At 73.2% G+C, this 21,437-nt stretch carries 22 protein-coding genes; 18 read left to right on the top strand and 4 right to left on the bottom strand.

Annotated features, from left to right (window positions below; all coding sequences use genetic code 11):
• Window positions 1-114: 114 nt before the first annotated feature.
• Entirely contained in the window at window positions 115-969 is an 855-nt protein-coding gene (locus BKE41_RS22035) for a serine protease (RefSeq protein WP_076730125.1), read from the bottom strand.
• A gap of 368 nt (window positions 970-1,337) precedes the next feature.
• Between BKE41_RS22035 and BKE41_RS22030 the strand changes: the two genes are divergently transcribed.
• From BKE41_RS22030 to BKE41_RS21965, 14 genes are all read left to right on the top strand, one after another.
• Window positions 1,338-3,221: a methanol/ethanol family PQQ-dependent dehydrogenase gene (locus BKE41_RS22030; RefSeq protein ID WP_012321131.1), complete on the top strand. Its 1,884-nt coding sequence runs from the start codon at window positions 1,338-1,340 to the stop codon at window positions 3,219-3,221.
• A gap of 159 nt (window positions 3,222-3,380) precedes the next feature.
• Window positions 3,381-4,289: a methanol oxidation system protein MoxJ gene (gene moxJ, locus BKE41_RS22025; RefSeq protein WP_024828912.1), complete on the top strand. Its 909-nt coding sequence runs from the start codon at window positions 3,381-3,383 to the stop codon at window positions 4,287-4,289.
• 133 nt (window positions 4,290-4,422) lie between these two features.
• The gene (moxG, locus tag BKE41_RS22020; protein WP_071000113.1) at window positions 4,423-5,010 is read left to right on the top strand and encodes a cytochrome c(L), periplasmic; all 588 of its coding nucleotides are present in this window, start codon (window positions 4,423-4,425) and stop codon (window positions 5,008-5,010) included.
• An 86-nt stretch (window positions 5,011-5,096) separates the two neighbouring features.
• Window positions 5,097-5,387, top strand: a complete 291-nt coding sequence (locus BKE41_RS22015; protein WP_012321128.1) for a methanol dehydrogenase [cytochrome c] subunit — start codon at window positions 5,097-5,099, stop codon at window positions 5,385-5,387.
• Between the two features lie 147 nt (window positions 5,388-5,534).
• Complete coding sequence (locus BKE41_RS22010) at window positions 5,535-6,566, top strand: MoxR family ATPase (RefSeq protein WP_024828913.1); 1,032 nt, start codon at window positions 5,535-5,537, stop codon at window positions 6,564-6,566.
• Window positions 6,563-7,417, top strand: coding sequence for a DUF58 domain-containing protein (locus tag BKE41_RS22005; protein ID WP_071000736.1), 855 nt, complete (start codon window positions 6,563-6,565; stop codon window positions 7,415-7,417). Before BKE41_RS22010 ends, BKE41_RS22005 begins: the two co-directional genes overlap by 4 nt.
• Window positions 7,418-7,419: 2 nt before the next feature.
• Window positions 7,420-8,373, top strand: a complete 954-nt coding sequence (locus tag BKE41_RS22000; protein ID WP_012321125.1) for a hypothetical protein — start codon at window positions 7,420-7,422, stop codon at window positions 8,371-8,373.
• A 4-nt stretch (window positions 8,374-8,377) separates the two neighbouring features.
• Window positions 8,378-9,457 carry a vWA domain-containing protein gene (locus BKE41_RS21995; RefSeq protein WP_071000112.1) on the top strand — a complete coding sequence of 360 codons (1,080 nt, stop codon included), beginning with the start codon at window positions 8,378-8,380 and terminating at the stop codon, window positions 9,455-9,457.
• Complete coding sequence (locus tag BKE41_RS21990) at window positions 9,454-10,083, top strand: MxaK protein (RefSeq protein ID WP_071000111.1); 630 nt, start codon at window positions 9,454-9,456, stop codon at window positions 10,081-10,083. The genes BKE41_RS21995 and BKE41_RS21990 overlap by 4 nt, the downstream gene beginning before the upstream one ends.
• A complete protein-coding gene (locus BKE41_RS21985; RefSeq protein ID WP_071000110.1) occupies window positions 10,080-11,147 on the top strand; it encodes a vWA domain-containing protein in 1,068 nt (355 codons plus the stop codon). The genes BKE41_RS21990 and BKE41_RS21985 overlap by 4 nt, the downstream gene beginning before the upstream one ends.
• 2 nt (window positions 11,148-11,149) lie before the next feature.
• Entirely contained in the window at window positions 11,150-11,704 is a 555-nt protein-coding gene (locus BKE41_RS21980) for an SRPBCC family protein (protein WP_029359226.1), read from the top strand.
• A gap of 8 nt (window positions 11,705-11,712) precedes the next feature.
• Window positions 11,713-12,666, top strand: a complete 954-nt coding sequence (locus BKE41_RS21975; protein ID WP_071000109.1) for a YncE family protein — start codon at window positions 11,713-11,715, stop codon at window positions 12,664-12,666.
• A complete protein-coding gene (locus tag BKE41_RS21970; protein WP_071000108.1) occupies window positions 12,663-13,202 on the top strand; it encodes an MxaH protein in 540 nt (179 codons plus the stop codon). The genes BKE41_RS21975 and BKE41_RS21970 overlap by 4 nt, the downstream gene beginning before the upstream one ends.
• Window positions 13,199-13,891, top strand: coding sequence for a response regulator transcription factor (locus tag BKE41_RS21965; protein ID WP_012321118.1), 693 nt, complete (start codon window positions 13,199-13,201; stop codon window positions 13,889-13,891). Before BKE41_RS21970 ends, BKE41_RS21965 begins: the two co-directional genes overlap by 4 nt.
• Before the next feature lie 38 nt (window positions 13,892-13,929).
• Here BKE41_RS21965 and BKE41_RS21960 read toward each other — a convergent pair whose 3' ends face one another.
• Complete coding sequence (locus BKE41_RS21960; protein WP_058607828.1) at window positions 13,930-14,340, bottom strand: hypothetical protein; 411 nt, start codon at window positions 14,338-14,340, stop codon at window positions 13,930-13,932.
• Window positions 14,341-14,435: 95 nt separating this feature from the next.
• Between BKE41_RS21960 and BKE41_RS21955 the strand changes: the two genes are divergently transcribed.
• Window positions 14,436-14,732, top strand: a complete 297-nt coding sequence (locus BKE41_RS21955) for a hypothetical protein (protein WP_012321116.1) — start codon at window positions 14,436-14,438, stop codon at window positions 14,730-14,732.
• Window positions 14,733-14,747: 15 nt separating this feature from the next.
• Here BKE41_RS21955 and BKE41_RS21950 read toward each other — a convergent pair whose 3' ends face one another.
• Window positions 14,748-15,104, bottom strand: a complete 357-nt coding sequence (locus BKE41_RS21950; protein ID WP_012321115.1) for a VOC family protein — start codon at window positions 15,102-15,104, stop codon at window positions 14,748-14,750.
• 248 nt (window positions 15,105-15,352) lie between these two features.
• Here BKE41_RS21950 and BKE41_RS21945 point away from each other — a divergent pair, with 248 nt between their 5' ends.
• On the top strand, window positions 15,353-17,464 hold the full coding sequence (locus BKE41_RS21945; RefSeq protein WP_012321114.1) for an EAL domain-containing protein: 2,112 nt from the start codon (window positions 15,353-15,355) through the stop codon (window positions 17,462-17,464).
• Window positions 17,465-17,999: 535 nt separating this feature from the next.
• On the opposite strand, the gene BKE41_RS21940 is transcribed toward BKE41_RS21945, so the two are convergent.
• A complete protein-coding gene (locus tag BKE41_RS21940; RefSeq protein WP_071000107.1) occupies window positions 18,000-18,833 on the bottom strand; it encodes a porin family protein in 834 nt (277 codons plus the stop codon).
• 490 nt (window positions 18,834-19,323) lie between these two features.
• Here BKE41_RS21940 and BKE41_RS21935 point away from each other — a divergent pair, with 490 nt between their 5' ends.
• Window positions 19,324-20,844, top strand: coding sequence for a formyl transferase (locus BKE41_RS21935; protein ID WP_071000106.1), 1,521 nt, complete (start codon window positions 19,324-19,326; stop codon window positions 20,842-20,844).
• An 84-nt stretch (window positions 20,845-20,928) separates the two neighbouring features.
• Window positions 20,929-21,090: a YqaE/Pmp3 family membrane protein gene (locus tag BKE41_RS30490; RefSeq protein ID WP_107645312.1), complete on the top strand. Its 162-nt coding sequence runs from the start codon at window positions 20,929-20,931 to the stop codon at window positions 21,088-21,090.
• The last annotated feature ends 347 nt before the right edge of the window (window positions 21,091-21,437 follow it).

The following is a 21,437-nucleotide window of genomic DNA, read 5'->3' as shown; positions in this document are numbered from 1 at the left end:
GTTTTGCCGTGCCGGCGCATCGCCGTCGAGAACTTCGCCCGGGACAGGTCCGGAAATCGCCGCCTTGCTTACCGGGGGCTTACCGGAATTCCCGCGCAAGTCCGGCGGCCCGCGCTAGCGGTCCCGGGTCTCGAGGGCCCGAGCCTTGAGGGCCTCGTGGAGCCGGCCCTCGATCAGCAGCGCCGAGCCGTAGTGGAACTCGATGTCGAAGGCGTGCCGCTGGTTCATCGAGAGCGACGCGCTCTGCATCGCGATGAGACGGCCCTCCGCGTCGAACAGGCCCGAGCCCGATCCGCCGTAGCCGTCGTTGCAATCGTGGCGGGCGCGGCGGATCGCGCCCTCGCTCGGCGGATCGATCCGCCGGACGGCGCAGGATTCCCGGCTGCTCTGGCCCCGGTAGTTCTCGTGCCCGGCCGGTGAGACCATCGTCACCGGGAGCGTCAGGTCGCCGGTCGGAAGGGTGGGCGGGTCCGGGATCGGCTGCGGCCGCGCCTCGGCCGGCTCGGAGAGGCGCAGCAGCGCCCAGTCGTCGGTGATGTGCAGGCGCCGGGCCTCGGGCTCGACGCCGAGTTCCAGGACGTCGGGCACGAAGGCGTAGTTCCGGCCGGCGATCTGAAAGTAGCAATCGGCGACGGTTCGGGTGACCTCCAGTTGTCGATTGCGGAAATTGTGCGCGTTCATCAGCACGAGGGACCGGCTCCCGATCAGCCACGCGGCGGCGGCCTTCTGGGGGATCCCGTCCGGGCGCCGGCACCACAGGACGCCTGCGCCGGGAAAGCGGTCCAGGTCGGCCCCCGTCAGTTCGCGCCGCCCGTCCTGCTGATAGAGCGCCGCGAGACGGCGTTCCCCGCCGGTCCCGGGCGCCGGGGCCGGGGACGCCGGGCGGGCCGCCAGTCCAGCGGCGAGCCCGGCCGCGAGTCCGGCCGCCAGCGCCAGAGAGCGGGCCGCGCAGCCCGTGACACGACCCATGGCGTCCTCCCGGAACGGGTCGGCGGACGGCTCGGGGCCCGCACGCCCGCACATCGCTCCGGCCTGTCTGGGGTGAAGGCCGGCTCGCGGTCAAGGCCCGCGTGATCTTACCAGATCTCCGGTGTTCTGTTGCCGGATCATCCCGAAAAGAAATGTTTCGTTTTGCAAAGACACGCATTACAAGCCGTGCGAATAATCAAGCGGCGCACAACGATAATAAGTCTTTTATAAGCTCAGCGAATACTGGAAACAGCCCGGATATCGCGACGCTAGAGACGGATTTGTCGGTGAAAGTCGTGTCGCCGTCGAATGAACACCACGATGACTGTGAGGCCAAACGGCGTGGCAGTCCGGCGAGGAGACGCAGGATGATCAGGCTCCGGAATTCCGTCTCGGCATTGGCGATCATGGCGCTCGCGCCGGTCGCCATGGCGGGCGTGGCGCAGGCCAACGACAAGCTCATCGAGAAATCGAAGAGCGACGAGAACTGGGTGATGCCCGGTAAGAACTACGACTCGAACAATTACAGCGACCTGACGCAGATCAACAAGAGCAACGTCAAGCAGCTCAAGCCGGCCTGGACGTTCTCCACCGGCCTGCTCAACGGCCACGAGGGCGCGCCGCTCGTCGTCGACGGCGTCATGTACATCCACACCTCGTTCCCCAACAACACCTTCGCCCTCGGCCTCGACGATCCGGGCAAGATCCTCTGGCAGGACAAGCCCAAGCAGAACCCGGCCGCGCGCTCGGTGGCCTGCTGCGACCTCGTCAACCGCGGCCTCGCCTACTGGCCCGGCGACGGCAAGACCCCGGCGCTGATCCTCAAGACCCAGCTCGACGGCAACGTCGCCGCCCTCAACGCCCAGACCGGCGAGACGGTGTGGAAGGTCGAGAACTCCGACATCAAGGTCGGCTCGACCCTCACGATCGCCCCCTACGTGGTGAAGGACAAGGTGATCATCGGCTCCTCGGGCGCCGAGCTCGGCGTGCGCGGCTACCTGACCGCCTACGACGTCAAGACCGGCGCGCAGGTCTGGCGCGCCTACGCGACGGGCCCGGACGAGGACCTGCTGCTCGCCAAGGACTTCAACATCCACAACGCCCATTACGGCCAGAAGGGCCTCGGCACCGCGACCTGGGAGGGCGACGCCTGGAAGATCGGCGGCGGCACCAACTGGGGCTGGTACGCCTACGATCCGGGCACCAACCTGATCTACTTCGGCACCGGCAACCCGGCGCCGTGGAACGAGACCATGCGTCCCGGCGACAACAAGTGGACGATGACGATCTTCGGCCGCGACGCCGACACCGGCGAGGCGAAGTTCGGCTACCAGAAGACCCCGCACGACGAGTGGGACTATGCCGGCGTCAACGTGATGATGCTGTCCGACCAGAAGGACAAGGACGGGAAGATGAGGAAGCTCCTCACCCACCCGGACCGCAACGGCATCGTCTACACCCTCGACCGGACGGACGGCACGCTGGTCTCGGCCAACAAGATCGACGACACCGTCAACGTGTTCAAGTCGGTGGACCTGAAGACGGGCACGCCGGTGCGCGATCCGGAATACGGCACCCGGATGGACCACCTCGCCAAGGACATCTGTCCCTCGGCGATGGGCTACCACAACCAGGGTCACGATTCCTACGATCCGAAGCGGCAAGCCTTCTACATGGGCATCAACCACATCTGCATGGATTGGGAGCCCTTCATGCTGCCCTACCGGGCGGGTCAGTTCTTCGTCGGTGCGACGCTGAACATGTATCCGGGCCCGAAGGGTGACCGGCAGAACTACGAGGGCCTCGGCCAGATCAAGAGCTACAACGCCATCACCGGCAAGTTCAACTGGGAGAAGATGGAGCGCTTCGCGGTCTGGGGCGGCACCACCGCGACCGCCGGCGACCTCGTCCTCTACGGGACGCTGGACGGCTTCATCAAGGCGCGCGACTCCGACAACGGCGACCTCCTCTGGAAGTTCAAGCTGCCGTCGGGCGCCATCGGCTACCCGATCACCTACACCCACAAGGGCACGCAGTACGTCGCCATCTACTACGGCGTCGGCGGCTGGCCGGGCGTGGGCCTGGTGTTCGACCTCGCCGACCCGACCGCCGGCCTCGGCGCGGTGGGCGCCTTCAAGAAGCTCGCCAACTACACCCAGATGGGCGGCGGCGTGATGGTGTTCTCGCTGGACGGCAAGGGCCCGTACGACGACCCGAACGTCGGCGAGTACGCGCAGCACGCCGCCAAGTAACGGCCGCCCGCACCCCGCCCGCATCCCGTCGGCCTCCGGCCGGCGGGGTTTCGGGATCGGATCCCGACGCGCGGGGGGCCCTCCGGCGCCCCGCCCGTCCCCGGACACGCCATCCAGACACGCCATCAAGAAACGCTTCGACAACAGGGATCAACGTCCATGCCGCGCCCGCGCGCCCGCATCCTGGCGGCCCGTCTCGCCGCCGTCCTGACGCTCGCCGCCCTGGCCGCCGGGCCGGTGGCGGCCCAGGAATCCGAGGCCCAGGCCATCCAGTCGGAGCCCGGCAAGGCCCCGCCCGCGCCGCCGGCCGACCCCGCGACCCTGCGGATCTGCGCCTCCGAGAAGCAGCCGCCGCTCTCGATGAAGGACGGCTCGGGGCTCGAGAACCGCGTCGCCGTCGCCGTCGCCGAGGCGATGGGGAAGAAGCCCGTCTTCGTCTGGCTCCCGAAGCCCGCGATCTACCTCGTCCGCGACGGCCTGGAGAAGCGGACCTGCGACGTGGTCGTCGGGCTCGACAGCGACGATCCGCGGGTGCTGACCACCCGGCCGTACTACCGGAGCGGCTACGTCTTCATCACCCGCGCCGACAAGGATCTCGACGTGAAGTCCTGGTCGGACCCGCGGCTCAAGACCCTCGACCACATGGTGGTGCCGTTCGGCTCCCCCGGCGAGGCGATGCTCAAGGATATCGGCCGCTACGAGGAGGACATGGCCTACCTCTACTCGCTGGTGAACTTCCGCTCGCCGCGCAACCAGTACACCCAGATCGACCCGGCCCGCATCGTCAGCGAGGTCGCCACCGACAAGGCCGATGTCGGCGTCGCCTTCGGCCCGGACGTGGCCCGCTACGTCAAGGAGTCCCCGACGCCCCTGCGCATGACGCTGGTCCCGGCCGACACGGTCGGCAGCGACGGCCGCAAGGTCCCGCAGGTCTTCGACCAGTCGATGGGCGTGCGCAAGGACGACGAGGCCCTGCGCAAGGCGCTCGACGCCGGGATCGAGAAGGCTCGGCCGGCGATCGCGGCGATCCTCAAGCAGGACGGGGTGCCGGTCGTCGCCTCGAACTGAGCTGCGCCCGCCCCGCCTCCGCCCGGCCCGGCGCGACCGGGCCGCCGACCGAGACACCGCGCCAGACACCGCCCCAGACATCGACCAGACGTCGCTCGCGACGTCGATCAGGACATCAGGACCCGCTCAACAGATGCTCATCGTACGTTCGGCCCGCGTCGCCCTTCTCACCCTCGCCGCGGCGATGCCCGTCGCGGCCCGCGCGCAGCCCCAGTCCGGCTCGCAGACCGGGATCGTCTTCCGCAACACCATCACCGGCGAGGCGATGGACACGGCCGAGGGCAAGCCGGGCGGGCGGGACACGCAGGCGGTCAAGACCTTCTTCCAGACCGGCAAGAATCTCTACATCGACGACAAGTCCTGCCTGCGCAACGGCGAGAGCCTGTTCCTGACCTCGTGCTCCGGCTGCCACGGCCATCTCGGCGAGGGCAAGGTCGGGCCCGGCCTCAACGACGATTACTGGACCTACCCGGCGAACACGACCGATGTCGGCCTGTTCTCGACCCTCTGGGGCGGCGCCAACGGCATGATGGGCCCGCACAACGAGGATCTCAATCCCGACGAGATGCTGCAGGTCATCGCCTGGATCCGTCATCTCTACACGGGTCCGGTGAAGGATGCCGAGTGGCTCACCGACGAGCAGAAGAAGACTTACAAGCCCTTCAAGGAGGGCGAGACCTTTGCCAAGGACGTGCCCGGCCAGTGCAAGCCGCTGGACTAGCCGCTCTCGGCAAGTCGCGCCCCGCGGGAGACGGGGCGAATTCACGGCCCGACCGGCCGCCCGAGGAAGAGACGGAGGAATCTACGATGCGCACAGTGATCACGGCGGCGATGCTGATCGCGGGGGCGGCCTTCGCGGTGCCGGCGCTGGCCTATGACGGGCAGACCTGCAAGGCGCCCGGCAATTGCTGGCAGCCGAAGCCCGGCTTCCCCGAGAAGGTCGCCGGGACCAAGTACGATCCCAAGCACGACCCGAAGGAGGTCAGCAAGCAGGCCGAATCCATCAAGCAGATGGAGGAGCGCAACAGGAAGCGGATCGAGAACGCCAAGAAGACCGGCAAGTTCGAGTACGACGTCGCCAAGATCTCGTCGAACTGATCGCGGCCGGTCCGACCGGCCCGGGGCCGGCCCGCGCCGCGGCGCCGGCCCGCAGCGACGCTCGGCACCGCGCGCCGCACCGACACGCCGCACCGTTACCCGGCGCCGCCGCTCCGGCGCCCCGCCCGACACCGCAGGCACCGCCTCATGAACACCCTCCGTCCCGGAGACACGATGCTCACCGACTGGCGGGCGGCGGCGGCCCGCTTCGAGGCGGAGGTCGCCAAGGCGGTTGTCGGGCAGGAGCGGGCGATCCGCCTCGCGACGATCGCGATCTTCGCCCGCGGCCACGTGATGCTCGAGGGCGATGTCGGCGTCGGCAAGACCACCCTGCTGCGGGCGGTGGCCCGGGCGCTGGGCGGCGCCTACGAGCGCGTCGAGGGCACGGTCGACATGATGCCGACCGACCTGATCTACCACACCTATCTCGGCCCCGACGGCCGGCCGCGAGTCGATCCCGGCCCGGTCCTGGCCCGGGCCGAGGATCTCTCGGTGTTCTTCTTCAACGAGATCAACCGGGCGCGGCCGCAGGTGCACGCCCTGCTGCTCCGGCTGATGGCCGAGCGCAGCGTCCAGGCCTTCGGCCGCACCTACACGTTCCCGAACCTGCAGGTCTTCGCCGACCGCAACCGCGTCGAGCGCGAGGAGACCTTCGAGCTCCCGGCCGCGGCCCGCGACCGCTTCCTGATGGAGATCGGGCTGGAGGCGCCCCGGGACGCGGCGGTGCGCCGGAGCCTGGTCTTCGACCCGCGCTTCCACGACACCGACGCCCTCGTCGGCGCGGTCGCGGAGGGCGTGCTCGACCACGCCCGGATCGGCGGCATCGCGGCCGCGATCCAGCACGCCGTCCGCGCGGAGCCGTCGATCGAGGCCTACGTGGTGGCCCTCTGGGACGCGCTGGTCCGCCCCGCGGAGGCCGGGATCCGGCTCCCGGGCCTCGACACCGCCACCCTCGTGCAGGGGGGCGCCTCGCCGCGCGGCGTCGCCTTCCTGGTGCGGGCCGCCCGGGTGCGGGCGTGGCTGGAGGGCCGCGACTGGCTGGTGCCGGAGGATGTGCGGGCGGTCTTCACCGAGGTGATGGCCCACCGGGTCTTCCTCGAGCCCGTCCACGAATTGCAGCGCGGCGCGATCGTGCCGGCCCTGTGCCGGGCCGCGTTCGAGACGGTGCCGGCGCCGTGAGCGACCCGCGCACGGCCGACATCGTCTACCTGCCGCGCTGGCGGCCGCGCGGCAGCAGGGCCGGTCTCCACCGGGGGCGCGACGCCGGCGGCGCCGGCCCGTTCCGCGATCAGGTGCCGTTCCTGCAACTGCCGGATGCGCGCCGCATCGACCTGCGCGCGACGCTGCGCGACCCGTTCGAGGGCGTGCATGTCCGCCGCTTCGAGGCGCGGACCGCGGTCGAGACCTGGGTCCTGGTCGATCTCTCGGCCTCGATGGGCTTCCGCGGCACGGCCGACCGGGCGCGCCTCACGGGCGATCTCTGCCGGGCCCTGGCCGTCTCGGCGACCCGGATCAGCGACGCGTTCGGCCTGATCGGCTGCGACGAGACCCTGCGCGACGACCTCACCCTGCCCGCCACCCGCCACCGGGGCGCGGCCGTGGCCGCCGCCGAGCGGGTCGCGGGTGCGGAGCGGGCGGGGCGCGGCTGCGCCGGCATGCTCGAGGCCGCGCGGCGGCTCGCCGGGCGGCCGAAGCTCGTCTTCCTCGCCTCCGACTTCCGCTGGCCGGAGAGCCTGATCGCCCGGGTCTTCGCCGCCCTGGCGCCGCACGACACGGTGCCGATCCTGCTCGCCGACCCCGCCGAGGCGGAGGCGCTGCCGGCCTTCGGCCTCGTCGAACTCGACGATCTCGAGGGCGGCGGCCGCCGCGTGGTCCTGCTGCGCCCGAGCCTGCGCCGGGCCTGGATCGCCCGGGAGCGGGACCGGATCGCCGCCCTGGAGCGCGCCGCCGCGCCCTTCGCGCGCCGGGTCTTCCGGCTCGCCGGGCGCTTCGACGCCCAGGCGCTCACCCGCCACCTGCTGACGACCTGAGCATGGGCGCGCGCGGTCCCGCCCTCCTGCTGGCCGGCCTCCTCGCGGGCGTCCTGGCCGCGCCCCTCGCCCTGACGGCCGGCACGGCCGCCGCGCAGGTGCGCTCCGTCGAGGTGCGCAGCAAGCGGCCCTTCGGGATCTTCCTGGGCGACCTGGTCGAGGCGCAGGTGGAGATCCTGGCCGATCCCGACTTCCGGCTGCAGCGCGCGACGCTGCCCCGGCCTGGTCCGGTGACCTACTGGCTCGACCTGCGCGCCGTGGCGGTCGACGAGGCCCCGGTGGCCGGCGCCCGTCGGGTGCGCCTGCGCCTGACCTACCAGAGCTTCTACGCCGCCCTCGACGCCCGCACCCTGGAGGTGCCGGGCTTTCCCCTGACGCTGGCGAGCGAGGCGGCGACCGGCCTCACCACGGCCGCCGTCCAGGTGCCGGGCTGGAGCCTCGGCGTCTCGCCCCTGCGCGAGGTGCAGCCGCAGCGGCGCGAGGATCCGGCCGAGTACCTGCGCCCGGACGGAAGCGGCGGGCGGATCGATCCGGCACCGGACGTCGCGGCGGCGGCCGGCCTCGGCGCCCTCGCCGGCCTCGCGGCGCTGGCGCTGGCGCACGACCGCGCCTGGGGGCCGTTCCGGCAGCGGCCGGGCCGCCCCTTCGCGGCGGCGCTGCGCGCGCTCCGGCGGCAGGCGGGGGGCGAGCCCGATCAGGCCTACCGGGCGGCGCTGCTGGCCCTGCACCGGGGCCTCGACGAGACCGACGGAAGGCGGGTGCTGGCCGACGATCTCGGCGCCTTCCTGGCGCGGCACGGGGCCTTCCGGGGCCGGGCGGCGGAGCTCGCGCGCTTCTTCGAGGCCTCGCGCCTCGCCTTCTTCGGCGGCCAGCTGCCGGCCGCGCGCGCGGCCTGGCCGCTGTCCGAGGCCGAGGCGCTCCTGGCGCGCCTCGCGGCGGCGGAGCGGAGCGCGTGAGGCCGTGACCGATCTCCTCCCCCGCCTCGGCGCGACCGATCCCTGGGTCCTGTGGCTGCTGCCGCTGGCGCTGCTGCCGCTGGCCCGCTCGGCCCTGCGCCGGACGTCCGTGCCGGCGGTCGCCGCCGCGCCGGCAGACCCCCTCTCGGCTTGGCTCGGCCGCACGCTGACGCTCGCCGGCATCCTGGCCGTCGCCGGCCTCATCGCGGCCCTGGCGGGCCCCTACCGGACGGGCGCGCGGATCGAGCGCCTCGGCATCGGCGCGCAGGTCTCGCTGCTGATCGACCGCTCGGGGAGCATGAACGAGACCTTCGCGGGCCGGCAGCCCTCCGGCGCCGAGGAGTCGAAGGCCGCGGCCTCCCGGCGCCTCCTCGCCGATTTCGTCGGCGCGCGGGCGCACGACCTGTTCGCCGTGACGGCCTTCTCCACCGCGCCGATGCTGGTCATGCCGATGACCGACCGCCACGACGCCGTGCGGGCGGCGATCGCCGCCATCGACCGGCCCGGCCTCGACTACACCAATATCGGCCGGGGCCTCGGCATGGCCCTGTCGCAGTTCGGAATCGATGTCGGCGCCTCGCGGGTGCTCCTGCTGGTCTCCGACGGCGCCGCGGTGATCGACCCGCGCGTCCAGGACCAGCTGCGCGCCGCCGTCGCGCGGATCCGGCCGAACCTGTACTGGCTGTTCCTGCGCACCAAGGGCTCGCCCGGCATCGCCGACCGGCCGGCCGGCGAGGACACGCCCCAGGCCGCGCCGGAGCGCCATCTCGACCTGTTCTTCAAGAGCCTCGGCGTGCCCTACCGCGCCTTCGAGGCCGAGGGCGCCGAGGCGGTGGCCGCCGCCATCCGGCAGATCGAGGCCCTGGAGCGGGACCCGATTCCCTACGTCGAGGAGCGCCCGCGCCGGGACCTGACCGGGCTCGCCGCCGCGCTCGCCGCGCTCGGCCTCGCCGGGCTCGTCCTCGCCAAGCTCGCGGAGGCGGACCTCGCGGAGGCGGACCCCGCGGGGGCGCCGGCGGATGCGGAGACCGCGGCGGAGACCCCGACGGAGGCCGCGGGCGCGGCGGCGCGGAGGGCGGCATGAGCGCCGGCGCCCTCCTCGACGGCCCGGCCCCGCGCCGCGCCGCCCGCGCCCGCCACGGCGCCGCCGCGGCGTGGCGCCGGGTCCGGCCGGCCCTGCTGGTCGCCCTGCCGCTGGTCCTCGCGGTCGCCGCCCTGTGGTTCGCCGTCGCGGGCTGGAGCGCCGCGCGCGACGACGACCGGATCGCCGCCCTGGAGGCGGGCCGCGACCGGCCGGTCGACCCGGACGCGCGGCCGGCCCTGCTGACGGCGCGGATCGGCTTCCTCGCCGCCCGGGACCGTCTCGGCGAGACCGAGCCCCTCCTCGACGCCCTCGACCGCGCCGGCGCGGTGCGGGAGGCGGCCCGGGCGCGGTACGTCATCGGCAACGCGCGGATGCGGCAGGCCTTCGCGCTGATCGGCCGGGGCGACCTCGACAAGGCCGCGCCCCAGGTGACGCTGGCGCGGCAGGATTACCGCCGCGCCCTCCAGGCCCGGCCGGAGTTCTGGGACGCCAAGTACAACCTCGACGTCGCCTCGCGCCTCGTGCGCGACTACCCGGAATTCGACCGCAAGACCGGGGACGAGCTGCGCGCCGAGCCGAAAGCGATCTGGACCGACATCCCCGGCCAGCCGCGGGGCGGCCCGTGAGCCCGCGGCGCGTCCTTCCCCCCGTCCTGCCCTCAGTCCTGCCCCCTCTCGTCGCCCGCAACCTGCGCGACGGGCGGTTCCGCGCCCTGGCGGCCGCCCTCGCGCTGGCGCTGGCGGCCCTGGTCGCCCCGCCGATCCCGTTCACCCGCACCGGCGTGTCGGTGCTGGCGGTGGTCGACATCACCGGCAGCATGGCGGTGCGCGACTATCCCGCCGCCGCCGGCTCCGTGAGCCGGCTCGAGACCGTCAAGGCGGCGCTGCGGGCGATGCTGCCCGACCTCCCCTGCGGCTCGCGGGTGGCGCTCGGCCTGTTCACCGACCGCAGGCCGTTCCTGCTGTTCACGCCGGTCGAGGTCTGCGCCGACTTCGCGCCGCTGGACGGCGCCATCGCGGCCCTCGACCCGCGCATGGCCTGGGAGGGGGACAGCCGCGTCGCGGCCGGCCTGTTCCGGTCGATCGCCATGGCGGGGGAGATCGACGCCGACCTCCTGTTCGTCACCGACGGCCAGGAGACGCCGCCCCTGCCCGCCTCCGGCGGCCCGACCTTCGACGGCGAGGCCGGCGCGGTGCGCGGGCTGATCGTCGGCGCGGGCGGCTACGGCCTGTCGCCGATCCCGCGCTTCGACGATCGCGGGCGCGAGACCGGCTTCCTCGGCGAGAGCGACGTCCAGCAGGAGAACCGCTCCGGGCCGCCCCCGGCCGACGCGGAATCGCGCGAGGGCTACAACCCGCGCAACGCCCCCTTCGGCGCCCAGGCCGCCCACGGCACCGAGCACCTCTCGTCGGTCCGCGAGCCCTACCTGAGGCGCCTCGCCGCCGAGACCGGCCTCGGCTACGTCCATCTCGACGGCCCCGGCGGCCTCGCCGCCCCTCTGCGCGCCGCGGCGACGCCGCGCCCGCTGCCCGGCCGCCTCGACCCGCGGCCCGCCCTGCTGGCGGCGGCCCTGGGGCTGACGCTCCTGGCCCTCCTGGCGAGCCCCCTCGCCCGTGCCCTTCGCGCGCTCCGCGGGCGCGCGGCCCACCTTGCTCCAACCCCTGCTCCGACCGGAGCGATCAGGACCTGACCATGCGGATGCCCCTCGCCCTCGTCCCGGCCCTCGTCCCGGCCCTCGCCGTCCTCGGCCTCGCCGGCGCGGCGCTGGCCCACGGGCCGACGCCGCAGAAGATCGACCAGTCGATCACCATCCAGGCGCCCCCGGACGCGGTCTGGAAGGTGGTGGGCGATTTCGGCGGTATCGGGCGCTGGCACCCCGACGTGGCCAAGGCCGAGGCCAGCGGCGGCAATGTCGAGGGCACGACCCGCCGGGTGACCCTCAAGGCCGGCGGCACCCTGGTCGAGGGGCTGGACGAGTGGCTGGCCGACGGCCGGACCTACTCGTACCGGATGTCCGACCCGGACCTGAAGGCGCTCCCGGTCTCCTCCTACTCGGCGACGCTCACCGTGACCCCCGACGGGACCGGCTCCAAGGTGTCGTGGATCGGCCGCTTCTACCGGGGCGACACCGGCAACGAGCCGCCGGAGAACCTCAGCGACGAGGCCGGGCGCGCGGCGATGAACCGCTACTTCGCGGACGGTCTCAAGGGCCTGAAGGCGGCCGTCGAGGGCCGGACAACCCATTGAGGCCCCGCATGCGCCACCTCCGGCTGATCGCGACGCTCGCGGTCGCGGCCGCCGCCGGGACCGGCGTTGGGATTGGTGTCGCGTCCGCGGCCGGCGACCCGGTCTGGGTCGTCAGCCAGCAGGGGGCCGAGCTGGCGCGGGTCGAGGCCGGGACCGTGGCCGGGCGGATCCCGCTCGGGCCGGCGCCGGTGGCGGCGGCGGCCGACCGGGCCGGCCGCCTCTACCTGACCCACCCCGACGGGCGCGCCGTCACCGTCGTCGCGCCCGGCGAGCCGCCCCGCCGCCTGCCCGTCCCCGGGCAGGCCTTCGGCCTCGCGGTGAGCCCGGACGGCGCCCGCCTGTACGTCGGCGACTGGTCGGGCGACCGCGTCCTGCGGATCTGCGCGGCGACCGGCGCCGTCGAGGGCGCCGCGGCGGTGGGCCGCGACCCGGCCCACCTCGTCCTCGACCGGCGCGGGCGGCTCTACGTCGCCGATCGCGAGAGCCGTCAGGTCAGCGTGATCGACACCGGGACCATGGCCCGGGTGGCCGTCGTCCCGACCGGCGAGGCGCCCTTCGCCCTGGCGCTCGCTCCGGACGAGGCGAGCCTCTACGTCGCCAACGTGCGCAGCGGCGATCTCACGGTGATCGACACGGCGACGCTGCGGGCCCGCGCCACGGTTCCGGCCGGCCGGATGCCCTACGGCGTCGCGGTCACCGGGGACGGCAGCCGCATCCTGGTCACCAACCAGCACGCCGCCGCCGTGACGGTGATCGACGCGGCCCGGCTCGAGATCGTCGCCACCGTGGCGGTGGGACCCTATCCCGAGGGCATCGCGGTGGCCGGTCCGCGGGCCTACGTGGCGAACTGGTTCTCGGACGATGTCTCGGTGATCAATCTCGCCACGTGGCGCGAGACGGCGCGCATCAAGGTGGCGGAGGGCCCGCGCGCGGTCTTGGCCGTCGGGGAGCCCGCGCGATGAGCCGCGCCGGCCGCATCCGCATCCGCATCGCGTCCTGCCTGGTCCTGCTGGCCCTCGGCGCCTGCGACCGCGGGTCGGACGAGCGCGCGGACGAGCGCGCGGACGAGGCCGGCGCGGTGGTCGCCACCACCGCCGAGGGCACCCTGCCGGCTTGGCTCGCGCCGACCGACGGGACCGACCCGGCCCGCTGGCTCGCGGGACGCGAGGCCGGGAAGGCCCTGCCGGCCGACGATCCCCGCGTGCGCGCCATGGCGACGGCGCTGGCAGGGGCCCGCGACGGCTTCATCGAGGACCCGCGCATGATCGCCAACCGCACCGTCCAGCTCGGCCAGATGCTGGCCGAGGCCGGCACCGGCGAGGGCTACGGCGCGATCCTCGACGGTCTCGGCGGCATCGCGGCGGAACGCGGCCGCCGCAAGAGCCTCTACGGCGAGATGTGCCAGCACTACTACAACGCCCGGATGCAGGGGGCCGACCACGCGGCCGCGCTGGCCCGCCTCGCCGCCCCGCACCCGGCCCGCGAGGGGACGCCGTGAGCGCCGCCCGGGCCTCGGCCGACCGCCCGGCGGGGCGGGACGGTCCGCGCGGTCTCGACGCGGTGCTGATCGTCGACGACCACCCGGTCGTGCGGCGCGGCTTCCGCCACCTCGCGGAGGATGCCGGCGTCCGGGCGGTCCACGAGGCCGCGGACGTGGTGTCCGGCTACCGCACCTTCCACCGCCACCGGCCCGGGCTGGTGGTGACCGACCTCGGCTTCCGCGACCAGGGCCTGTCGGGCCTGTCGCTGATCCGCCGGGTGCGGGCCCTGGAGCCGGCGACGCGGATCCTCGCCTTCAGCATGCACGACGACCCGGTGATCGTCGCCCGCGCCATCGAGGGCGGGGCGCACGGCTTCGTCCTGAAGGACACGGCGGTGACGCGCTTTCACGAGGCGCTGGCGACCGTCTCGGCCGGCCGCAGCTACCTGCCGCACGAGGTCGCGACCAAGATCGCCATGCTGAATGCCGGGCTCCTGGAATCGCCCCTCGCGCGCCTGACCGCGCGGGAGGTTCAGGTCCTGTCGCTGCTGGGGGCGGGCAAGTCCAACGAGGCGATCGCCGACAGCCTGTCGATGAGCCAGCGCAGCGTGTCGGCCGTCGTCTCGGGCATGAAGCAGAAGCTCGGCGCCGGCAGCCTCGCCGACCTCCTGCGTATCGCCCTGTCGCGGGACGGGCGCCCGGTGTGAGGACGGCCGCCGTCAGCGCCGCATACAGCGGGCCGGGGCTACCGCGGCACGACCAGGCCGGGAATGATCGATCCCTGCGGCCCGAACGTCGCCTCGGCCTTCCGGCAATTGGCCGCGACGTCCTTCTGGTAGGCCGCGATGTAGCGGGTCGCGGTCAGGTGCAGGTCGCCGGTCTCCAGGCTCGCGGCATCGACGCCCAGGGCCTCGACGGTCTGCTTGAGGCGCGCGGGATCGCTCCGCAGGCCGGGGCATTCGAGGTTCACGAAGCCGGCGAGCCCCGCGAGCTTCGCCGCCTGATTGCGCCGCGGATCGGCGGCCGCGGGGTCCTGCGCCTGCATCGGGGGCTGTGCCTGGGGCTGAGGCTGCGCCGCGGTCTGCGCCTGAGCGTGTGCCGTCAGAAGACCCAGGAGGCCGGCCGAGACCAGGCCGGAAAGACGGACCGCGCGCATCGCTTCTCCCATCCCGTCGCAAGAGCAGCGCGTCCGTCGACCGTCACCGCTGCGCAGAGTTACGCAGTTCTACGCCGCAGGATCGGAGATTTACAATGCAGACCAAGCTTATAATCGTCTTAGTGGCCCTGGCGTGCGCGATCCTGCCGGCGGACGCCGCCCGCCTGACCGTGGACGACAAGGCCTCGCTGTGGCCGCGGGCGAGCGCGACCGACAAGATCGATTTCTCGACCCGGATGGGCCGGGCCTTCCGCACGCTGTCGCCCAAGCTGGACGCGGCGTACTTCATGCGCTGTCTGGAGGAGACCGCCAATATCGGGGACACCAAGGATTTGCGGCTCGAGGAGATGGTGCGGACCTGCATCTCCCTCGTCCGGGACGAGGCCGAGTGAGCCGCCGGCCCGGCCTCACGCGAGATGGGCGACGATGTTGACCAGCCGGTCGAAGGGGTCGCGGACGTAGAACCGCTCCACGCCCCAGGGCTCCCGGGCCGGGCCGTACAGCACGGGCAGGCCGGCCCGCCTCACGCGGGCGAGGACGTCCGCCAGGTCGTCGACCTCGACCGAGATGTCGGGAACCGGCGTGCCCGAGCCGCCCGCGCTGGCCACGCTGATCTGCGGCGTCGCCGACATCCCGGGGGCCGCGAAGGTCAGGATCCAGCCGTGATCCATGACCACCTCCAGGCCGAGCACGTCCGCGTAGAAGGACCGCGCCGCCTCGACCTGCGTCGCCCGGATGTTGGTGACGATCCGCCTCACGGCCATGGCCCGGTCCCCGCTGCGCGCCGCCCCATCAGAGGGCTCCGCGGGCGGTCCGGCAAGGGCCGGGACGGCGCGCCGGGAGCCCGTGTCCCGACCACGCCGCGGTTCGCCGCCCGGAAATGCACGCAGCGATTGAACACAGGTCCTCCGGAAAGAATCCGGAAAGCTCCCCGATGGTACCGTCCGCGCCGGTGGGAGCTCGCACCGTCCAGCAGAATGTTCGCTCAGGCGGACGATTGGGATCCCCGGGTATGAACAGTGGGACGGTCGCGCTGCGGGAGAAGGCGAAGCTCCTCGACACCGTTCTCGACGCCATGGATCAGGGGCTGATGATGATCGACGCCGACGGCGTCGTTCAAGTCTGTAATGCCCGCGCCCTGGCGCTGCTCGACCTGCCGCTGGCCCTGATGCGGTCCCGCCCGACCTTCGAGGCCGTCCGGCAATACCAGATCGCGCAGGGGGAGTTCGGGAAGGCGAGCGAAGCCCTGCAGCGCTGGGTCGCCGACAGCGGCCTGGAGCGCCGCGCCCACACCTACGAGCGCGAGCGCCCCAACGGGACCGTGCTGGAGATCCGCACCGTGCCGCTGCCCGACGGCGGGGCGGTGCGGACCTTCACGGACATCACCGCGCGCAAGCGGGCCGAGGAGACGCTGCAGGTCAGCGAGACGCGCCTCGCCCTGGCGCAGGACGCGGGCAGCGACGGGCTCTGGGACTGCGATCTCACGACCGGGGAGGCGTGGTCCTCCGACCGCTGGTGGGGGGTTCTGGGCTACGAGCCCGGCGAACTGGCGAGCCACGCGCGGACGTGGCGGGCGCTGCTCCACCCGGAGGATGCGGGCGCGGCCGAGCGGGCCCTGGTCGAGCACCTGAGCGGGCGGGCGCCGACCTACGCGTCCGAGCATCGCATGCGCCGCAAGGACGGCTCCTGGGCCTGGATGATGACGCGCGGCAAGGTGGTGGCGCGCGCCGCCGACGGCCGCGCGCTGCGCTTCATCGGCACCCAGATCGACATCACCGCGCGCAAGGCCGCCGAGGGGCAGGTCGCCCACATGGCGCGCCACGACGGCCTCACCGACCTGCCCAACCGCGCCCTGTTCTACGAGCGGCTGGAGATCCGGCTCGCCGACCTGCACCTGAACGGCGGCGCCTGCGCGGTGCTGTGCCTCGACCTCGACCGCTTCAAGACCGTCAACGACAGCCTCGGCCACGCGGCCGGGGACTTCCTGCTCCGGGCGGTGGCCCATCGGATCCGCGCGGTGCTGCGGGCCGACGACATGGTGGCGCGCCTCGGCGGCGACGAGTTCGCCGTACTGGTGGCCGATGCGGACGACCCCGCCCGCGCGGAGACCTTGGCGGCCCGCCTGATCGCGGCCGTCCAGGCGCCGATCCCCTTCGGCAAGCGGCGGCTGAAGGTGGGCCTGAGCGTCGGCATCGCCCAGGCGCCCAGCCACGGCTTCGACAGCGAGACGCTGTTCCGCCGCGCCGATCTCGCCCTCCACCGGGCGAAGACCGAAGGCCGGAACACCCACCGGGTGTTCGAGCCCGCGATGGACGAGGCCGAGGCGGCCCGGCGCGACCTGGAGCGCGACCTGCGCCAGGCGATCGAGGGCGACGAGCTCATCCTGTATTATCAGCCGCAGGTGAGTACCGGCACCGGCCGGCTGCTCGGGTTCGAGGCGCTCGTGCGCTGGGAGCATCCGACCCGCGGCCTCGTGCCGCCGAATGCCTTCATCCCCCTGGCGGAGGAGAGCGGGCTGATCCTGCCGCTGGGCGAGTGGGTGCTCCGCGCCGCCTGCCGGGAGGCGGCCCGCTGGGCGCACCCGCTGAAGGTCGCGGTGAACCTGTCGCCGCGCCAGTTCCAGCAGGCGGATCTGCCCGAGCGCGTCCTGGCCATCCTGACCGAGACGGGCCTGGCGCCGACGCGGCTCGAACTCGAGATCACCGAGACCCTGATCATCAACGACATGGCGCGGGCGCTCGGCATCCTGCGCCGTCTGAAGGCTTTCGGCGTGTCCATCGCGATGGACGATTTCGGCACCGGCTACTCGTCGCTCGCGACGCTGCAGGCCTTCCCCTTCGACAAGATCAAGATCGACCGGTCCTTCGTGGGCCATGTCGAGGTCAGCCCGCAGGCGGCGGTGATCGTGCGGGCGGTTCTGGGGCTCGGCCGCAGCCTCGGGATGAGCGTCGTGGCGGAGGGCGTCGAGACGGACGCGCAGATGCGCTTCCTGGCCGCGGAAGCGTGCGACGAGGCCCAGGGCTACCTGATCAGCAAGCCGCAGCCGATCGAGCGGTTCGCCGAGCAGATCGACGCGCCCGAGACCTTCGTGCCGCCCGGCCGCCCCGACGCGGCCGTCGCCTGAGGCGCGCCGCGCCGCTCCGGCGGCCGGACGACAGCCCGAACGCCCGGACGATCGTCGCGGTCGCGGCGCGGGCCCCGGCGGCGGCCGTGCCGCCGCCTCTGTGGCACGGCCGCGACACCCGCCGCCGACGGCCTGTGGATGGCGCGCCCTGCCCCCGATCCGTCAAGGTTCGGATGCCAGCGTGACCGCGCACCTCCGATCCGGCTCCCTCAGCTCCGCCATCCCATGTTCGCACAGCCCCACGCCCTCATCCTCCGCCATCGCGAGCGCGCCGCCGTGCTCATCTCCTCCGCGCTGTTCCTGGCGGGCGCCCTGCCGCTCTTCTGGGCGATCGGCTGAGGCCCGAGCGCGGGCCGGCAGGACGTCTGGCGGCCGCGAGCCGTCGACCTTCCGCGTCGCCGCGCTCGCGAGCACCGGCGGCGCCGGGCCGCGATCCGGCCGCCCCGAACGGCGACGGGGCCGCCTCCTCTCGGAAGCGGCCCCGCGCGTGTTCGGTCCGGCGCGACGGTCGCGATGCGACCGTCGCGGTGTGGTCTCAGTACGAGCCGAACTTGTAGTTCAGGCCGGCGCGGACGACGGCGAACTCGTCGGAGCGGCGGCCGATGCCGCTGTAGACGACCGGGAAGTTGTTGGCGGCGTTGATGACGAACGCGCCCTGGTTGCGGGTGTTGCGGTCGAGGTTCACGTACAGGCCTTCGACCTTCAGCGTCACGGCCGAGGAGCGGAAGAAGTTCAGGAACGAGTCGGTGGGCAGGGCGTACTCGATGCCGCCGCCGACGGCCCAGCCGGTGCGGAAGCTGTCGTTGCCGGCGTAGCCGCCGAAGGAGCGGTCGGCGCTGCCCGAGCCGTAGGCGAAGCCGCCGGTGCCGTACACGAGGGTGCGGTCGAAGGCGTAGCCGAGGCGGCCGCGCACGGTGCCGAAGAAGTCGAGGCTGGAGAGGCCGCGCGGGTCGGTGAGGTAGTAGCCGGGGGCGACGGCGCCGGAGACGAAGGCGTTGTTCCGATTGCGGCCGAAGTCGAGGTACTGGGCGTCGGCCTCGACGCCGATCACGACGCCGGAGCCCGGGGTGATCTGCCAGTTGTAGCCGATCTGGCCACCGCCGGAGAAGCCGTCCTGGCTGCGGTTGCGGAAGGAGGCGACGGTGCCGGGGGCGGCGTAGGGGAAGGGCACCGCGAAGGTGTTGCCGGTGTTGCGGTCGCTGGCGTCGAAGGCGTAGCCGGCGTTGATACCGAAGTAGGCGCCGGTCCAGGTGAAGACCGGGACGGGGGTGAACACCGGCGGCGGGGCGGCGCGGCGCGGCAGGTCGGCGGCCGAGGCGGCGGCGGTCAGGGCCGTGAAGGCGGCCAGCGAGGCCAGGAGCTTGGTCATGTCGGTTCCCCGAATGTGTGATCTGGCGGCGTAGCTACCGATCACCGGGGGAAATGGCTGTAGTTTTGAGGTCACACCGCCTGTCGAAGGCCCGAGATGGCGGAGTAAATCGTCCGTCAAGACGCGTTCGAGCGGGGAAATACAGCGCGCTTTACGCGGGCGAGCGCGATAACAACGCGGCGGCCTTTTGGTTGCATCGAGATCTACGGTCGACGCCGGCTGTGACAAGCGTGCCACACCCGGCGCCGGGGGACCGCTGGAGGGTCCACGGCCATCCCGATCGATCCCGCCGCCGATCCGCGCAACCCGGCAAGGTTCCGGCAATCTCCGACCGCCGCGAGAGCGGATCTCGGCGCGCGGAACCGGGCCACGCCTCCGGCTGCCCGCAATCTCCGAGTCCCGATCCGGAGTTATGACTCCTGTTACCACCGGGAAAATAGATGGACTCGACAGTCGTCTTGACCGACCGCGCGAGGGGAACCGGGGCGCCATGCATGTGAGAGTTCGCCTCGACGGCGCGAACCCGCGGCGCTGGCACGTCGCGCTGCTGAACCGGCTCTCCGGCCTGCCCGGTCTCGCGGCCGTGAGCGTCGACGCCGCGCCCGGTCCGGACGGTTGGCCGGCGCAGGCCGACCTGCTGTTCCGGCTGGAGGCGCTGATCTTCCGGCTGGCGCCGAACGGGTCGCGGCCGGTGCCGCCGGCGGATCTCGCGGCCTGGAGCCGGCCCGCGAGCCCGGACCTCGTGCTCGACCTGTGCGGCGACGCGGTCGCGCCCTGCCCGGTCTGGCGCGTGGCCTACGACGGCGGCCTCGGCGAGACCGGCCTGCTCGCCAGCCTGCTCGCGGGCCGCGTCCCGCAGCTCGAGCTCCTCGAAGGCGGCACCGCCGTCGCCGCGGGCCGCCTCGGCTCGGACTACCGGGGTTCCATCGCCCTCTCGTTCGAGGACGCCCTGACGCGCACGGCGACGATCGTCGCCGCCGCGCTGCGGGACCGGTTGGCCGGCCGGCCCGGCGCGGCGACGCCCGCCGCGGCCGCGGCCGTGCCCGTCCGCGCGGTGCGGATCCCGGTGTCCCGTCCGGCGCGGCTCGTCGCCCGGAGCCTCGTCGGCCGCCTGTACAGGCTGTGCTACCACGCCCCGCACTGGCGCACCGGGTGGCGAGCCCTCCGCGGGCCGGACCTCGTCGCGCTGGGCCGCCATCCCGCGGACGGCTGGCAGGTCCTGCCCGACGACGGGCGGCGCTTCTACGCCGACCCGTTCCCCCTGGCCGTCGACGGGACGACCCACGTCTTCGTGGAGGAGTTCCCGCACGCGACCGGCAAGGCGATCATCTCGGCGGTCCGCTTCGGAGCGGACGGGCCAGAGGGGCCGCCCGTCCCGGTTCTGGAGGAGCCGTACCACCTCTCCTACCCGTTCGTGTTCGCGCGCGCGGGCTCCGTCTGGATGGTGCCGGAGAGTTCCGCGGCCGGCACGGTCGACCTCTACCGGGCGACGCGCTATCCGGGCGGCTGGGTGAAGGAGGCGACGCTCCTCTCCGGCGTCGTCGCGAGCGACGCGACGCTCCTCGAGCACGGCGGCCGCTGGTGGATGTTCGCCACCGTTCGGGACGCGCCCGTCGGCGCCCCGCCGGGATCGGGCTGCCACCACGACGCGCTGCATCTCTGGTCGGCGCCCGACTTCCGGGGGCCGTACGCGCCGCATCCGGCCAATCCCGTGCTGGTCGACCCGTCCTTCGCGCGGCCCGCGGGCCGGATCGTCGCGCGCGACGGGGCACTGATCCGGCCGGTCCAGGATTGCGCCCACGGTTACGGCCGCGCCCTGTCGCTGGCGCGCATCGACCGGCTCGATCCGGAGGGGTTCGCCCAGACCATCCTCAACCGGATCGAACCCGGCCCGGCATGGCCCGGCAGCTGTCTCCACACGCTCAACGCCGGCGGCGGGATCGAGTGCATCGACGGTTCCGGCCGGGCCTCGCGTCTCCGGGCGCGTCTGAGCGCGCGGTCCGGCGCCTAGGCCCGGCCGCGGCCGGAGCTCGGCCGTCCGGAACCAGCCGCCGCGATCCGGGTTCGCTCACGAACGCGGAGACCCGTCGCCCCCATGCTCATGATCCTCATCTGCTTCCTCGCGCCGTGGCTCGCCATGTTCCTGCGCGGAAAGGTGTTTCAGGGCATCCTCTGCATCATCCTCCACCTGACGATCATCGGATGGATCCCGGCCACGATCTGGGCCCTGGTCGTCACCCGCAGGGAGGCGGCCTGATCGACGTGACCGGGCCGGCCGCGGACCTCGCCGCCGGCGGCGGCCGCCGGCGCGGCGCGGCCGGCATGCGCGGCTCCGCGACGCTGTCCGGACCCCGCACGTGAGAACGGCGGGGCTCTCACCCCGCCGTTCACGCAGTCCGTCGCTTCGGCAGCCCCGAGGGCCACCGCGCCGCGCGGCTCAGAAGCCCATCAGCACCCCGGCCGAGCCGGTCACCGTCATCGCGAGGCCACCCAGGAAGGCGCCGATCATCGCGTAGGAGAAACCCTTCAGAACCATGTCGTGCACGCCTTTCATCGAGCAGCGGGTCTCGGGCGAGACCCGGGATCACCATCTGCAACGATGAT

Source organism: Methylobacterium sp. C1 (genome assembly GCF_001854385.1).
In the GTDB taxonomy this organism is placed as follows: Bacteria; Pseudomonadota; Alphaproteobacteria; order Rhizobiales; family Beijerinckiaceae; genus Methylobacterium; species Methylobacterium radiotolerans.
The sequence above is the reverse complement of the archived record's forward strand: the minus strand, read 5'-3'. Positions and strand labels throughout refer to the sequence as shown.

Excerpts from the sequence above, each read along its gene's own strand:
- BKE41_RS30490 (WP_107645312.1), top strand. The coding sequence starts at position 20,929 with ATGCTCATGATCCTCATCTGCTTCCTCGCGCCGTGGCTCGCCATGTTC.
- BKE41_RS22030 (WP_012321131.1), top strand. The coding sequence starts at position 1,338 with ATGATCAGGCTCCGGAATTCCGTCTCGGCATTGGCGATCATGGCGCTC.
- BKE41_RS22010 (WP_024828913.1), top strand. The coding sequence starts at position 5,535 with ATGAACACCCTCCGTCCCGGAGACACGATGCTCACCGACTGGCGGGCG.
- BKE41_RS21935 (WP_071000106.1), top strand. The coding sequence starts at position 19,324 with ATGCATGTGAGAGTTCGCCTCGACGGCGCGAACCCGCGGCGCTGGCAC.
- moxG (WP_071000113.1), top strand. The coding sequence starts at position 4,423 with ATGCTCATCGTACGTTCGGCCCGCGTCGCCCTTCTCACCCTCGCCGCG.
- BKE41_RS22000 (WP_012321125.1), top strand. The coding sequence starts at position 7,420 with ATGGGCGCGCGCGGTCCCGCCCTCCTGCTGGCCGGCCTCCTCGCGGGC.
- BKE41_RS21990 (WP_071000111.1), top strand. The coding sequence starts at position 9,454 with ATGAGCGCCGGCGCCCTCCTCGACGGCCCGGCCCCGCGCCGCGCCGCC.
- moxJ (WP_024828912.1), top strand. The coding sequence starts at position 3,381 with ATGCCGCGCCCGCGCGCCCGCATCCTGGCGGCCCGTCTCGCCGCCGTC.
- BKE41_RS21975 (WP_071000109.1), top strand. The coding sequence starts at position 11,713 with ATGCGCCACCTCCGGCTGATCGCGACGCTCGCGGTCGCGGCCGCCGCC.
- BKE41_RS22015 (WP_012321128.1), top strand. The coding sequence starts at position 5,097 with ATGCGCACAGTGATCACGGCGGCGATGCTGATCGCGGGGGCGGCCTTC.
- BKE41_RS21960 (WP_058607828.1), bottom strand. The coding sequence starts at position 14,340 with ATGCGCGCGGTCCGTCTTTCCGGCCTGGTCTCGGCCGGCCTCCTGGGT.
- BKE41_RS21955 (WP_012321116.1), top strand. The coding sequence starts at position 14,436 with ATGCAGACCAAGCTTATAATCGTCTTAGTGGCCCTGGCGTGCGCGATC.
- BKE41_RS21945 (WP_012321114.1), top strand. The coding sequence starts at position 15,353 with ATGAACAGTGGGACGGTCGCGCTGCGGGAGAAGGCGAAGCTCCTCGAC.
- BKE41_RS21950 (WP_012321115.1), bottom strand. The coding sequence starts at position 15,104 with ATGGCCGTGAGGCGGATCGTCACCAACATCCGGGCGACGCAGGTCGAG.
- BKE41_RS21980 (WP_029359226.1), top strand. The coding sequence starts at position 11,150 with ATGCGGATGCCCCTCGCCCTCGTCCCGGCCCTCGTCCCGGCCCTCGCC.
- BKE41_RS22035 (WP_076730125.1), bottom strand. The coding sequence starts at position 969 with ATGGGTCGTGTCACGGGCTGCGCGGCCCGCTCTCTGGCGCTGGCGGCC.
- BKE41_RS21940 (WP_071000107.1), bottom strand. The coding sequence starts at position 18,833 with ATGACCAAGCTCCTGGCCTCGCTGGCCGCCTTCACGGCCCTGACCGCC.
- BKE41_RS21970 (WP_071000108.1), top strand. The coding sequence starts at position 12,663 with ATGAGCCGCGCCGGCCGCATCCGCATCCGCATCGCGTCCTGCCTGGTC.